This window comes from Pseudomonas sp. UYIF39, from assembly GCF_029963765.1.
Classification (GTDB): domain Bacteria; phylum Pseudomonadota; class Gammaproteobacteria; order Pseudomonadales; family Pseudomonadaceae; genus Aquipseudomonas.
Map to the genome: position 1 here is coordinate 184,388 of NZ_JALBYU010000004.1, position 13,549 is coordinate 197,936.

General features: G+C 58.9%; 12 protein-coding genes. 10 read left to right on the forward strand and 2 right to left on the reverse strand.

Annotation, left to right across the window (positions count from 1 at the left end; all coding sequences use genetic code 11):
* Positions 1-76: 76 nt before the first annotated feature.
* From MO767_RS07440 to MO767_RS07460, 5 genes are all read left to right on the forward strand, one after another.
* Positions 77-1,672 (forward strand): ABC transporter substrate-binding protein, encoded by a 1,596-nt coding sequence (locus MO767_RS07440; RefSeq protein ID WP_282480000.1) that lies wholly within the window; start codon positions 77-79, stop codon positions 1,670-1,672.
* A 74-nt stretch (positions 1,673-1,746) separates the two neighbouring features.
* On the forward strand, positions 1,747-2,757 hold the full coding sequence (locus MO767_RS07445; RefSeq protein ID WP_282480001.1) for an ABC transporter permease subunit: 1,011 nt from the start codon (positions 1,747-1,749) through the stop codon (positions 2,755-2,757).
* Positions 2,758-2,770: 13 nt separating this feature from the next.
* Positions 2,771-3,682, forward strand: a complete 912-nt coding sequence (locus tag MO767_RS07450; RefSeq protein ID WP_282480002.1) for an ABC transporter permease subunit — start codon at positions 2,771-2,773, stop codon at positions 3,680-3,682.
* 10 nt (positions 3,683-3,692) lie between these two features.
* Positions 3,693-4,661 carry an ABC transporter ATP-binding protein gene (locus tag MO767_RS07455; RefSeq protein ID WP_282480003.1) on the forward strand — a complete coding sequence of 323 codons (969 nt, stop codon included), beginning with the start codon at positions 3,693-3,695 and terminating at the stop codon, positions 4,659-4,661.
* Positions 4,661-5,641 (forward strand): peptide ABC transporter ATP-binding protein, encoded by a 981-nt coding sequence (locus MO767_RS07460; RefSeq protein WP_282480004.1) that lies wholly within the window; start codon positions 4,661-4,663, stop codon positions 5,639-5,641. The genes MO767_RS07455 and MO767_RS07460 overlap by 1 nt, the downstream gene beginning before the upstream one ends.
* A 174-nt stretch (positions 5,642-5,815) precedes the next feature.
* Here MO767_RS07460 and MO767_RS07465 read toward each other — a convergent pair whose 3' ends face one another.
* Both MO767_RS07465 and MO767_RS07470 read right to left on the reverse strand, forming a co-directional pair.
* Positions 5,816-6,061, reverse strand: a complete 246-nt coding sequence (locus tag MO767_RS07465) for a hypothetical protein (RefSeq protein ID WP_282480005.1) — start codon at positions 6,059-6,061, stop codon at positions 5,816-5,818.
* Positions 6,062-6,367: 306 nt separating this feature from the next.
* Positions 6,368-7,951 carry a peptide chain release factor 3 gene (locus MO767_RS07470; protein ID WP_123365244.1) on the reverse strand — a complete coding sequence of 528 codons (1,584 nt, stop codon included), beginning with the start codon at positions 7,949-7,951 and terminating at the stop codon, positions 6,368-6,370.
* A gap of 422 nt (positions 7,952-8,373) precedes the next feature.
* On the opposite strand from MO767_RS07470, the gene MO767_RS07475 reads away from it, so the two are divergent.
* The 5 genes from MO767_RS07475 to MO767_RS07495 all read left to right on the forward strand — a co-directional run bounded on the left by MO767_RS07475 (position 8,374) and on the right by MO767_RS07495 (position 13,477).
* A complete protein-coding gene (locus tag MO767_RS07475; RefSeq protein ID WP_054049992.1) occupies positions 8,374-9,090 on the forward strand; it encodes an ABC transporter permease in 717 nt (238 codons plus the stop codon).
* A gap of 20 nt (positions 9,091-9,110) precedes the next feature.
* Positions 9,111-10,004 (forward strand): glycine betaine ABC transporter substrate-binding protein, encoded by an 894-nt coding sequence (locus tag MO767_RS07480; protein WP_282480006.1) that lies wholly within the window; start codon positions 9,111-9,113, stop codon positions 10,002-10,004.
* Between the two features lie 9 nt (positions 10,005-10,013).
* Complete coding sequence (locus MO767_RS07485; protein WP_282480007.1) at positions 10,014-10,667, forward strand: ABC transporter permease; 654 nt, start codon at positions 10,014-10,016, stop codon at positions 10,665-10,667.
* On the forward strand, positions 10,664-11,821 hold the full coding sequence (locus MO767_RS07490; protein ID WP_077747401.1) for an ABC transporter ATP-binding protein: 1,158 nt from the start codon (positions 10,664-10,666) through the stop codon (positions 11,819-11,821). Before MO767_RS07485 ends, MO767_RS07490 begins: the two co-directional genes overlap by 4 nt.
* Positions 11,822-12,313: 492 nt before the next feature.
* A complete protein-coding gene (locus MO767_RS07495; protein ID WP_033058084.1) occupies positions 12,314-13,477 on the forward strand; it encodes a type III PLP-dependent enzyme in 1,164 nt (387 codons plus the stop codon).
* Positions 13,478-13,549: the final 72 nt, after the last annotated feature.

The following is a 13,549-nucleotide window of genomic DNA, read 5'->3' on the forward strand; positions in this document are numbered from 1 at the left end:
CCTGCCGAACGGCTGATTCAGTGACGAATCGGTCGTTCGGCTTTTATCCTTCTAACCGATTGCAGAGGGTTCTTTGATGAAAATGCTTCCCCTACGTGCGGCCATCGCGGCCGCGCTGCTGAGTGTCGCTGTTGGCGTCTCGGCCAAACCCCTGGTGGTTTGCACCGAAGCCAGTCCGGAAGGCTTCGACATGGTCCAGTACACGACTGCAGTCACCGCCGATGCAGTGGCCGAAACCATCTTCAATCGTCTGGCGGACTTCAAGCCCGGCACCACTGAAGTGATACCCGCACTGGCCGACTCCTGGGACATCAGCGAGGACGGTCTGACCTACACGTTCCACCTGCGCAAAGGCGTCAAGTTCCACACCACCGAATACTTCAAGCCGACCCGCGACATGAACGCCGACGACGTGGTCTGGAGCTTCCAGCGTCAGTTGGACCCGAATCACCCGTGGCACAAACTGTCGAGCGTGGGCTTCCCGTACTTTGAAAGCATGGGCTTCAAGGAACTGCTCAAAAGTGTCGAGAAGATCGACGACAACACGGTCACCTTCACCCTGACCCGCCGCGAAGCTCCGTTCCTGGCCGACATCGCCATGGCCTTCTCCTCGATCTACTCCGCCGAGTACGCCGACCAGTTGCTCAAGGCCAACAAGACCGGCGACCTGAACAACAAGCCTGTCGGCACCGGCCCGTTTGTTTTCCAGCGTTACAACAAGGACGCTCAAGTCCGCTTTAAGGCCAACCCGGATTACTTCCGTGGCAAGCCACCGGCTGATTCGCTGATCCTGGCCATCGCCACCGACAACAACGTGCGCTTGCAAAAACTGAAAGCCAACGAGTGCCAGATTGCGCTGTATCCCAAGCCTGATGACATTCCGAGCATCAAGAAAGACGCCAAGCTGAGTGTCGATGAACTGAACGCGATGACCGTCTCGTACATCGCCATGAACACTTCGCACAAGTACATGAGTGATGTAAGGGTCCGTAAAGCCATCGATATCGCCTTCGACAAGGCCGCATACGTCAACGCGCTGTTCGGCAAAGGCAATGCGACCGTGGCGGTCAATCCGTACCCGGACACCTTGCTGGGCTACAACCACGACCTGAAGAATCCGCCACGTGATCTGGACAAGGCTCGCGCCTTGCTCAAGGAAGCCGGCGTACCGGAAGGCACCACATTCACTCTGTTCACCCGTAACGGCGGCGGTCCAACCAACCCGAACCCGATGCTCGGCGCACAGATGATGCAGGCCGACCTGGCCAAGGTCGGGATCAAGGTCGATATTCGCGTCATGGAATGGGGCGAAATGCTCAAACGCGCGAAAAACGGCGAACACGACATGGTGTCTGCCGGATGGGCGGGAGATAACGGCGACCCGGATAACTTCCTGACGCCTATGCTCAGTTGCGAGGCCGCCAAAAACGGCGAAAATTACGCGCGCTGGTGCAATGAAAAGTTCCAGGCGCTGATCGATGAAGCTCGGGCTAAAGTAAACCCGACGGAACGTGCAGCGCTCTACGAGCAAGCCCAGGAGGTTTTCAATCAGGACCAGCCATGGATCAGCATGGCGCACACCCGTATGTTCACTGCAATGCGCAACAACGTAGAGGGCTATCACATTAGCCCACTCACCACTAATAACTTCGCCACCACCCAGGTGAAGTAGATAAGAAAACTCCCGGCGTCCCTGACCCCAGGGACGCCAGGCACGCCTAACCGGCTGATGAGGTACCACACAAGATGTTTAGTTTTATTGCCCGCCGATTGGGGTTATTGATCCCCACGTTCTTCGGCATCACCTTGCTGACTTTCGCGTTGATTCGCATGATTCCAGGCGACCCCGTGGAAGTGATGATGGGCGAACGTCGAGTCGACCCCGAAATGCACGCTCAGGCAATGGAACGCCTAGGTCTGAACAAACCCCTGTATGCCCAATACCTGGATTACGTCGGCAAGTTGGCCCATGGCGACCTTGGCGAATCCCTGCGTACCCGTGAAAGCGTCTGGACCGAATTCACGTCTCTATTCCCCGCGACCCTGGAACTGTCCATGGCCGCCCTGTTATTCGCCGGCATCCTGGGCCTCCTGGCCGGGGTGATCGCGGCACTCAAGCGAGGATCCCTGTTCGACCATGGGGTGATGGGCATCTCCCTGGCGGGATATTCAATGCCGATCTTCTGGTGGGGCCTGATCCTGATCATGTTCTTCTCGGTATCCCTGGGCTGGACCCCGGTGTCCGGGCGGATCGACCTGCTCTATGACATCGAGCCGCGCACCGGTTTCATGCTCATCGACACGCTGCTGGCCGATGAAGTCGGTGCGTTCTTCGATGCCCTGCACCACCTGATCCTGCCGGCCATTGTGCTCGGCACGATTCCGCTGGCGGTGATCGCGCGGATGACCCGTTCTTCGATGCTCGAAGTGCTGCGTGAAGACTACATCCGTACCGCCCGCGCCAAAGGCCTGTCGCCGGCGCGCGTGGTGTTCGTCCACGGCCTGCGCAACGCGCTGATTCCGGTACTGACCGTGGTCGGCCTGCAAGTCGGCACATTGCTGGCCGGTGCGGTCCTGACCGAAACCATCTTCTCCTGGCCCGGCATCGGCAAATGGCTGATCGAAGCCATTGGCGCACGGGACTATCCCGTGGTGCAAAACGGCATCCTGTTAATCGCCTGCCTGGTGATTCTGGTCAACTTCGTAGTGGACATCCTCTACGGCTTTGCCAACCCACGCATTCGTCACCAGCGCTGAGATCATTATGACCATGACCACTTCAATTCCAGCGGTAGCAGTCGATCAAAGCCTGCTGTATCCGTCCCCCTACAAAGAATTCTGGCAAGCATTCTCCAAGAACAAAGGCGCCGTCGCCGGCCTGCTGTTCATGCTGCTGGTAATTTTCTGCGCCCTGTTCGCCCCATGGGTCGCGCCGCATAACCCGAGCGAGCAGTACCGTGACTTCCTGCTGACCCCGCCGTCCTGGCTGGAAGGTGGGCAACTCCAGTTCCTGCTCGGCACCGATGAACTGGGTCGCGACCTGCTGTCGCGGCTGATCCACGGTTCGCGCCTGTCCCTGCTGATCGGCTTGTCGTCGGTGGTGATGTCGCTGATTCCGGGCATCCTTTTGGGTCTGTTCGCCGGATTCTTCCCGCGCTTGCTCGGCCCGACCATCATGCGTCTGATGGACATCATGCTGGCCCTGCCGTCCCTGCTGCTGGCGGTGGCAATTGTCGCCATCCTCGGCCCTGGCCTGATCAACACCATTATTGCCATCGCCGTGGTTTCGTTGCCGTCCTATGTTCGTCTGACCCGCGCCGCGGTGATGGGCGAATTGAACCGCGACTACGTGACCGCCGCGCGCCTGGCCGGTGCCACGCTGCCACGCCTGATGTTCGTCACCGTGCTGCCCAACTGCATGGCGCCGCTGATCGTTCAGGCGACCTTGAGCTTCTCCTCGGCAATTCTCGATGCCGCCGCACTGGGTTTCCTCGGCCTTGGCGTTCAACCGCCAACCCCTGAGTGGGGCACCATGCTGGCCTCGGCTCGCGACTACATCGAACGCGCCTGGTGGGTCGTCAGTCTGCCTGGTTTGACCATTTTGCTCAGCGTGCTGGCAATCAACTTGATGGGCGACGGCCTGCGCGATGCGCTGGACCCGAAACTCAAGAACGCCGCCTGAGGAGATTCAAATGTCACTGTTAGAAATCAAGAATCTCAACGTTCGCTTCGGCGACAAGAACGCCGTTCCGGTGGTCGACGGTCTCGACATCTCCGTGGACAAGGGCGAAGTTCTGGCCATCGTTGGCGAATCGGGTTCCGGCAAGTCCGTGACCATGATGGCGCTGATGGGCCTGATCGAACATCCGGGAATCGTCACCGCCGACGCCCTGAATTTCGATGGCAAGAACATGCTCAAACTGAGCAACCGTCAGCGTCGGCAGATTGTCGGCAAAGACCTGGCCATGGTTTTCCAGGACCCGATGACCGCGCTGAACCCGAGCTACACCGTCGGTTTCCAGATCGAAGAAGTGCTGCGCCTGCACCTGAAAATGTCCGGCAAGCAAGCCCGCGCACGCGCCATCGAACTGCTGGAAAAAGTTGAAATCCCGGGCGCCGCCAGCCGTATGGATGCGTACCCGCATCAACTGTCCGGAGGCATGAGCCAGCGTGTCGCGATCGCCATGGCGATTGCCGGCGAACCGAAATTGCTGATCGCCGACGAACCGACCACGGCACTGGACGTAACGATTCAGGCGCAGATCATGGACCTGCTGTTGGCCCTGCAGAAAGAGCAGAACATGGGCCTGGTGCTGATCACTCACGACCTCGCGGTCGTGGCCGAAACCGCTCAGCGTGTGTGCGTGATGTACGCCGGCCAAGCGGTCGAAGTAGGTCAGGTGCCTCAGCTGTTCGACATTCCGGCGCACCCATACAGCGAAGCGCTGCTCAAGGCGATTCCGGAACACAGCCTGGGCGCCACCCGCCTGGCCACGCTGCCGGGCATCGTTCCCGGTCGTTATGACCGTCCGCAGGGTTGCCTGCTGTCGCCGCGTTGCCCGTACGTGCAGGATTCCTGCCGCCAGCAACGTCCAACCCTTGACCCGAAAAGCAACAGCCTCGCCCGCTGCTTCTACCCGCTGAATCAGGAGGTGGCGTAATGGCCGTCGTACTTACCGCCCGCGACCTGACCCGTCACTACGAAGTGTCCCGTGGCATGTTCAAGGGCCATGCGACTGTTCGCGCCCTGAACGGTGTGTCGTTCGAACTGGAAGCCGGCAAGACTCTCGCGGTCGTCGGCGAATCGGGCTGCGGCAAATCCACCCTGGCCCGTGCCCTGACGCTGATCGAGGAGCCATCCTCCGGTTCCTTGAAAATCGCCGGGCAGGAAGTCACCGGTGCGAACAAGGCTGAGCGCAAGCAACTGCGCAAAGACGTGCAGATGGTGTTCCAGAGCCCCTACGCCTCGTTGAACCCACGGCAGAAAGTCGGTGATCAACTGGCGGAGCCGCTGCTGATCAACACCAACCTGAGCGCCTCGGAACGTCGCGAGAAAGTCCAGGCGATGATGAAGCAGGTGGGCTTGCGTCCTGAGCACTACCAGCGTTATCCGCACATGTTCTCCGGCGGTCAGCGCCAGCGGATCGCCCTGGCCCGCGCGATGATGTTGCAGCCTAAAGTGCTGGTCGCGGATGAACCGACCTCGGCGCTGGACGTGTCCATTCAGGCGCAGGTGCTGAACCTGTTCATGGACTTGCAGCAAGAGTTCAACACCGCCTACGTGTTCATTTCCCACAACCTGGCAGTGGTGCAACACGTCGCCGATGACGTGATGGTGATGTACCTCGGTCGCCCGGTGGAAATGGGCCCGAAGAACGACATCTACGAGCGTCCTCTGCACCCGTACACCCAGGCGCTGCTGTCGGCTACCCCGACCATTCACCCGGACCCGAACAAGCCGAAAATCAAGATCGTCGGCGAATTGCCCAACCCGCTGAACCCGCCGTCCGGCTGCGCTTTCCACAAGCGCTGCCCGTATGCCACCGAGCGCTGCAGCACCGAAGAGCCGGCCCTGCGCCTGCTCGACAGTCGCCAGGTGGCTTGCCACTACGCCGAGCAGTTTCTCGACGGCGTGGCATAAAAATGTGGGAGTGAGCTTGCTCGCGAAAGCGGTGTATCAGTCGACGGTAATGTTGACTGACATGACGCCTTCACGAGCAAGCTCGCTCCCACAGGGATACACGACCTGTTCACTAACCCCTTCTGCTTCGGCTGCGCATCAGTCCGGCAGAAGGGGTTTTCTTTTGGCTGGCACTTAAGCCCCTTCATCCTCGTCGGGGTCCGGTTCGTCAGTGGTCGAGTCGTCATCGCCAGCGCTGCCACCCTGATCCTGGTCGCCCGGCTCAGATTCGGATTTGGCGATCATCATGGCTGTGTGCGTCACTGGCCCGCTCGAGGCCTGCTCACCGTGGTTTTGGCACTCCGCCCACGCCGCCGACATGCCAACGGACAGCATCACCAAAACCTTAAACAACAGCACAATGCGTTGAAAAATGCTCATAGCCGATTCCATCCTTCATAGGTGAAGCGTGGATGCCTGTCTGGCACTGAATAAAATTTAGTTCCGATTGACCCCATTCTCCAGATAGGACGCTAATGAATGGACGGAATGCAGTTGGCAGAGAGATTGGTTTTGAATAAGGGTTATGCCGAAAAGATCAAAAGATCGCAGCCTGCGGCAGCTCCTGCATTGAAATGCGATCCCCTGTAGGAACTGTCGAGTGAAACGAGGCTGCGATCTTTTGATCTTCCATAAAAAAGGCGAAGCCCGAAAGCTTCGCCTTTGCTGTGACCGAACGTCTAACGCTTAATGATGCTCACGCGTTGCACGGAATTTCACGTCCGGCCAGCGTTCTTCCATCAGCGCCAGGTTGACCCGCGTCGGGGCCAGGTAGGTCAGGTGACCGCCGCCGTCAATCGCGAGGTTTTCCACAGCCTTGACGCTGAACTCTTCGAGCTTCTTTTTATCGCTGCAATCGATCCAGCGCGCGGAATAAACGGTGATCGGCTCGTAGGAGCACTCAACCTTGTATTCCTCTTTCAAACGGCTGGCGACCACATCGAACTGCAGCACACCGACGGCACCGAGGATGATGTCGTTGCTGCGCTCAGGGAAGAACACCTGCGTGGCGCCCTCTTCCGCCAATTGCTGCAAACCTTGACGCAGTTGCTTGGATTTCAGCGGATCACGCAGACGCACGCGACGGAACAGTTCCGGGGCGAAGTGCGGGATACCGGTGAAGCCCAGGACTTCGCCTTCGGTGAAGGTGTCGCCGATCTGGATGGTGCCGTGGTTGTGCAGGCCGATGATGTCGCCGGCAAACGCTTCTTCCAGTTGCTCACGCTCGGAGGAGAAGAACGTCAGCGCATCGCCGATCCGCACGTCCTTGCCGGTGCGCACGTGGCGCATCTTCATGCCTTTTTCGTATTTGCCGGAGCAGATACGCATGAAGGCGATACGGTCGCGGTGTTTGGGGTCCATGTTCGCCTGGATCTTGAACACGAAGCCGGCGAATTTCTCTTCAACCGGCTCCACGGTGCGCTCGTTGGCGACACGGGCCAGCGGTTTCGGCGCCCAGTTGACCACGGCGTCGAGCACGTGATCGACACCGAAGTTGCCCAGTGCAGTACCGAAAAACACCGGGGTCAGTTGGCCGTCGAGGAATTCCTGTTGATTGAATTCGTGACAGGCGCCCTGCACCAGCTCCAGCTGATCGACGAAGCGATCGTACTCGTCGCCCAAGTGTGCGCGGGCTTCATCGGAGTCGAGCTTCTCGATGATTTTCACATCGGTGCGCTCGTGGCCGTGACCGGCGGTGTAGACGATGATGTAGTCGTCGGCGAGGTGATAAACGCCTTTGAAATCGCGGTAGCAACCGATCGGCCAGGTAATCGGCGCAGCCTTGATCTTCAGGACCGCTTCGATTTCGTCGAGCAGTTCGATCGGGTCGCGGATGTCACGGTCGAGTTTGTTGATGAAGCTGACGATCGGCGTGTCACGCAGACGGCAGACGTCCATCAGCGCGATGGTCCGTGGCTCTACACCCTTACCGCCGTCGAGGACCATCAATGCCGAGTCCACCGCTGTCAGGGTGCGGTAGGTATCTTCGGAGAAGTCTTCGTGGCCCGGGGTATCGAGCAGGTTGATCATGTGGTCGCGATACGGGAACTGCATGACCGACGTGGTAATCGAGATACCACGCTGCTTTTCCATTTCCATCCAGTCGGAGGTGGCATGGCGGTCGGACTTACGAGACTTCACCGTGCCCGCAATCGCAATCGCCTTGCCCATCAGCAAGAGCTTCTCGGTGATGGTGGTTTTACCGGCATCGGGGTGGGAAATAATGGCGAAAGTGCGGCGTTTCGCGACTTCGGCGGCCTGTTTGGTCATGGGAAATCGCCTGGCAGGTGATTCAAAAAAGGGCGGCGAGTATAGCTTAAAAAGTGATCTACAGACCACCGTGTAGCAGCTGCCGAAGGCTGCGTTAAGCGCCGAAGGACCTTCATCGTTTTGGGACGCAAAGGGTCGCTTCGCAACCCGACGCAGCCTTCGGCAGCTGCTACAGGGGTGGCTAAATGCTGATAAATATGGAACCTTTTAAAAGGTGCAGACGTCCACTCCCCTGTTACGGCACTCGTACCAGGGGCTGAAAAATCAGCAAGTTGGCCTGACGAGGCTGCGCTTATGGCTCGATTCATGTCCCTTTGCGGACATAGAACGCGCTGCTTCTCGCGAACGTTGATAATCCCGGCAGCCAGGAATGGCATGCCCCACGGGACTGCGTTCGCCGACAAAGAAAAAGGAGTCTGCCTGTGGCTATTCGCTATGGCAAAGGGCTGATAGGAGGTGCGGTTGTCGTCGCCCTTCTGGCCCTGCTGGTCCACTGGATTGGCATCAACACGATCGAACATTACCGCGACGATTTGTTGTTTTACCTGCAAGCTCATCTGATTCTCGTCCTTGTCTCCATGCTGGCCGCCCTCGTTGTGGGCATCCCCGCCGGTATCTTCCTCAGCCGCCCGACCATGGTGGGCCGCGCTGAACGCTTCATGCAGATCTTCAACATCGGCAACACCGTGCCGCCTCTTGCCGTACTGGCCATCGCCCTGGGTATCCTCGGCATCGGCAGCGGCCCTGCGATTTTCGCCCTGTTCCTCGCCTCGCTGTTGCCGATCGTGCGCAACACCTATGAAGGCCTGAAAAACGTCCAGGGTTCGCTCAAGGAAGCGGCCGTCGGCATCGGCATGACACCGACTCAGGTGCTGTGGCGCGTCGAACTGCCAAACGCCGTGCCGATCATCATCGGTGGCGTGCGCGTGGCGCTGGCGATCAACGTCGGTACCGCACCGCTGGCGTTCCTGATTGGCGCCAACAGTCTGGGCAGCCTGATTTTCCCTGGCATCGCCCTGAACAATCAGCCGCAACTGCTGCTCGGCGCGGCCTGCACCGCCCTGCTGGCCTTGCTGCTCGACGGCCTGGTGACACTCGCCAGCCGCCTCTGGCTCGAACGCGGCCTCCGCCCGTCTTAAGCCTCGGCAAAGGAATATTCATGAAGAAATTAAGCTTTTTACTAGGCTGCGCCCTGCTGTTCGCAGGACTTGCCCAAGCCGTTGAAAAACCGGTGATCCGCATCGGCGCCCGGGTGTTCACCGAACAAACCCTGCTGGCGGAAATCACCTCCCAATACCTGCGCACCAAGGGTTACGACACCCAGGTGACCGGCGGTCTGGGCAGCAACCTGGCTCGCAGCGCCCACGAAAGTGGTCAGCTGGATTTGATGTGGGAATACACCGGCGTGTCGCTGGTAGCTTACAACCATGTCACCGACAAGCTCGACAGCGCTCAGTCCTACGCCAAGGTGAAAGAACTCGACGCAAAAAAAGGCCTGATCTGGCTGACCCCGTCGAAATTCAGCAACACCTACGCCCTGGCCCTGCCAGAAAACACCGCGAAGGCGTATCCGCAGATCAACACCATCAGCGAGCTGAACACGGTGCTGCAGGCTGAGGCGAAGACCAATCACCTGGTCGCGCTGGACACCGAGTTCGCCAACCGTTCCGACGGGCTGGACGGCATGGTCGACCTCTACGGCATGAACCTAACCCGCAAAAACATCCGCCAGATGGATGCAGGGCTGGTTTACACCGCCCTGCGCAATGGTCAGGTGTTTGCCGGTCTGGTCTACACCACCGACGGCCGTTTGAACGCCTTCAAGCTGAAACTGCTGGAAGACGACAAGCACTACTTCCCGGACTACACCGCTGCGCCCGTGGTGCGTCAGGTGTACCTCGACGCGCATCCGAAACTGGCCGAAGAGCTCAAGCCACTGGCTGAACTGTTCGACGACGCGACCATGCGTCAGCTCAACGCGCGGGTCGATGTCGATCACGAAAGCCCTTCATCCGTTGCCGCAGATTTCCTGCGCCAGCATCCACTGAACTGAGGAGAAGACATGGAATTTCTAAACGCCTTTTCCCATCTCGACTGGCCGCTGGTGCTGCACCTGACCTTGCAGCACATCACCCTGGTCGGCATCGCGGTAACGCTGGCGATCCTCGTAGGCGTGCCGCTGGGCATCCTGATGACACGCTTCCCATCGCTGGCCGGCCCCCTGCAAGCCAGCGCCACGGTGCTGCTGACCGTGCCGTCGATTGCGCTGTTCGGCCTGCTGTTGCCGTTCTACTCCAAGTTCGGCCAGGGCCTGGGCCCGATGCCGGCGATTACGGCCGTGTTTCTTTACTCGCTGCTGCCGATCATGCGTAACACCTACCTGGCGCTAACCGGCGTCGAGCCGGGCATTCGCGAAGCCGCTCGCGGCATCGGCATGACTTTCGGCCAGCGCCTGCGCATGGTCGAACTGCCGATCGCGGTGCCGGTGATCCTGGCCGGTGTGCGCACCGCCGTGGTCATGAACATTGGTGTCATGACCATCGCCGCGACCATCGGTGCCGGTGGCCTCGGTGTACTTATTCTCGCTTCCATCAGCCGCAGCGACATGTCGATGCTGATCGTCGGCGCCGTGCTGGTCAGTCTCCTGGCCATCTTCGCCGACCTGCTTCTGCAATGGCTGCAACGCACGCTGACTCCAAAAGGATTGCTCAAATGATCGAACTTCAAAACCTCAGCAAGACCTTCCAAAGCAACGGCAAAGATGTGAAAGCCGTGGACTCGGTAAGCCTGACCGTCAATGAAGGCGAAATCTGTGTGTTCCTCGGGCCATCGGGCTGCGGCAAAAGCACCACACTGAAGATGATCAATCGCCTGATCAAGCCGACCTCCGGCAAGATCCTGATCAACGGCGAAGACACCACCGACCTCGACGCCGTGACCCTGCGCCGCAACATCGGTTATGTGATCCAGCAGATCGGTCTGTTCCCGAACATGACCATCGAGGAAAACATCACCATCGTTCCGCGCCTGCTGGGCTGGGACAAACAGAAATGCCATGACCGCGCCCGCGAGTTGATGAGCATGATCAAGCTGGAGCCCAAGCAGTACCTGAATCGCTACCCGCGTGAATTGTCCGGTGGCCAGCAGCAACGGATCGGCGTCATTCGTGCGTTGGCGGCGGATGCGCCGCTGTTGTTGATGGATGAACCGTTCGGCGCGGTCGACCCGATCAACCGCGAGATGATCCAGAACGAGTTCTTCGAGATGCAGCGTGCGCTGAACAAGACGGTGATCATGGTCAGCCACGACATCGATGAAGCCATCAAGCTGGGCGACAAGATCGCAATCTTCCGCGCTGGCAAGCTGCTGCAGATCGATCACCCGGACACCCTGCTTGCGCACCCGGCGGATGACTTTGTCAGCAACTTCGTCGGCCAGGACAGCACCCTCAAGCGTCTGTTGCTGGTCAAAGCCGAAGATGCGGCGGACAACGCACCGTCGGTGAGCCCGGAAACGCCGGTGGCTGAAGCCCTGGAGTTGATGGACGAACTTGACCGTCGCTACGTGGTGGTCACTTGCGCCGACAATAAAGCACTGGGCTACGTGCGCCGTCGCGACCTGCACCGTCAGACCGGTACTTGCGCGCAATATCTGCGTGAGTTCAACGCCACGGCGGCGTTTGACGAGCATTTGCGCATCCTGCTGTCGCGCATGTACGAGTTCAACCGTTCGTGGTTGCCGGTGATGGATGCGGAGCGGGTGTTCCTTGGGGAAGTGACGCAGGAATCGATTGCCGAGTACTTGAGCTCCGGCAAGTCCCGTGGGGGCAAGACCAGTATTGTTTCGCCGGCTGAGACTGCGCTGGCTTGAGGCTTGAATGAAACCTGTGGCGAGGGGATTTATCCCCGTTGGGCTGCGAAGCGGCCCTAAAACTACTGATGCGGTGTATCAGTTAAACCGTAGTTGCAGTTTTTTGGGGCTGCTTCGCAGCCCAACGGGGATAAATCCCCTCGCCACAATGGGCACGGTGCATACCCATTCGGGGAACATCACACTGTCATGCAGGTCGGTTACATCATTAGCTGTCCAGGACCGCACGACGGATGCGTGTAAAAACGCGACATTTTTTGTTGATCTCAAGCCCCTCACGCCCTAAAGTTCGCGCCGAACGTCCATGCTGGAAACGATCCATCCGGCTCAAGTACTGACGACGAGACAGCAAGGCCAAGGGAAAGCAGCGCTTCCCATGGCCTTTTTGCTTTCGGCGACATGCCTTGGGAAGTAGGCGAACCAAAGTGGGGATACGGAGGACGTTCATTTGCACCCATTGTTAATTTCAGTTTGCCAGTAGGAGTTCCCAGCATGTCGATCAACGTCGAAGACTATTTCGCGCGCGATACCTTCAACAAAATGAAGGCCTTCGCCGACAAACAAGAAACCCCGTTCGTGGTGATCGACACCGCGATGATCAGCCAGGCCTATGACGACCTGCGCGCCGGTTTCGAATTCGCCAAGGTCTACTACGCGGTCAAGGCCAACCCGGCCGTCGAAATCATCGACCTGCTCAAAGAGAAAGGCTCGAACTTCGACATCGCCTCGATCTACGAGCTCGATAAAGTGATGAACCAGGGCGTCGGCCCGGATCGCATCAGCTACGGCAACACCATCAAGAAATCCAAAGACATTCGCTACTTCTACGAGAAGGGCGTGCGTCTGTATGCCACCGACTCCGAAGCCGACCTGCGCAACATCGCCAAGGCAGCACCGGGTTCGAAAGTCTACGTGCGCATCCTCACCGAAGGCTCGACCACCGCTGACTGGCCTCTGTCGCGCAAATTCGGCTGCCAGACCGACATGGCCATGGACCTGCTGATCCTCGCTCGCGACCTGGGCCTGGTGCCGTACGGCATCTCGTTCCACGTCGGCTCGCAACAGCGCGACATCAGCGTCTGGGACGCGGCGATCGCCAAGGTCAAAGTGATCTTCGAACGCCTGAAAGAAGAAGACGGCATTCACCTGAAGCTGATCAACATGGGCGGCGGCTTCCCGGCCAACTACATCACCCGCACCAACAGCCTGGAAACCTACGCTGAAGAAATCATCCGTTTCCTCAAGGAAGATTTCGGTGACGAACTGCCGGAAATCATTCTGGAACCAGGCCGTTCGTTGATTGCCAATGCCGGCATCCTGGTCAGCGAAGTGGTATTGGTTGCGCGCAAATCCCGTACCGCCGTCGAGCGCTGGGTGTACACGGATGTGGGCAAATTCTCCGGTCTGATCGAAACCATGGACGAAGCCATCAAGTTCCCGATCTGGACCGAGAAGAAAGGCGAGATGGAAGAAGTGGTCATCGCTGGTCCCACCTGCGACAGCGCCGACATCATGTACGAAAACTACAAGTACGGTTTGCCGCTGAACCTGGCGATTGGTGATCGTTTGTACTGGTTGTCGACCGGTGCTTACACCACCAGCTATAGCGCCGTTGAATTCAATGGCTTCCCGCCGCTGAAGTCGTTTTACGTGTAAGCCCTACGCGTAGAAATGAAAAAGCCCATGACGTGTCATGGGCTTTTTTGTGCCTGACGTTCCAGGCTGTCG

Excerpts from the sequence above, each read along its gene's own strand:
- MO767_RS07440 (WP_282480000.1), top strand. The coding sequence starts at position 77 with ATGAAAATGCTTCCCCTACGTGCGGCCATCGCGGCCGCGCTGCTGAGT.
- MO767_RS07445 (WP_282480001.1), top strand. The coding sequence starts at position 1,747 with ATGTTTAGTTTTATTGCCCGCCGATTGGGGTTATTGATCCCCACGTTC.
- MO767_RS07450 (WP_282480002.1), top strand. The coding sequence starts at position 2,771 with ATGACCACTTCAATTCCAGCGGTAGCAGTCGATCAAAGCCTGCTGTAT.
- MO767_RS07455 (WP_282480003.1), top strand. The coding sequence starts at position 3,693 with ATGTCACTGTTAGAAATCAAGAATCTCAACGTTCGCTTCGGCGACAAG.
- MO767_RS07460 (WP_282480004.1), top strand. The coding sequence starts at position 4,661 with ATGGCCGTCGTACTTACCGCCCGCGACCTGACCCGTCACTACGAAGTG.
- MO767_RS07465 (WP_282480005.1), bottom strand. The coding sequence starts at position 6,061 with ATGAGCATTTTTCAACGCATTGTGCTGTTGTTTAAGGTTTTGGTGATG.
- MO767_RS07470 (WP_123365244.1), bottom strand. The coding sequence starts at position 7,951 with ATGACCAAACAGGCCGCCGAAGTCGCGAAACGCCGCACTTTCGCCATT.
- MO767_RS07480 (WP_282480006.1), top strand. The coding sequence starts at position 9,111 with ATGAAGAAATTAAGCTTTTTACTAGGCTGCGCCCTGCTGTTCGCAGGA.
- MO767_RS07485 (WP_282480007.1), top strand. The coding sequence starts at position 10,014 with ATGGAATTTCTAAACGCCTTTTCCCATCTCGACTGGCCGCTGGTGCTG.
- MO767_RS07490 (WP_077747401.1), top strand. The coding sequence starts at position 10,664 with ATGATCGAACTTCAAAACCTCAGCAAGACCTTCCAAAGCAACGGCAAA.
- MO767_RS07495 (WP_033058084.1), top strand. The coding sequence starts at position 12,314 with ATGTCGATCAACGTCGAAGACTATTTCGCGCGCGATACCTTCAACAAA.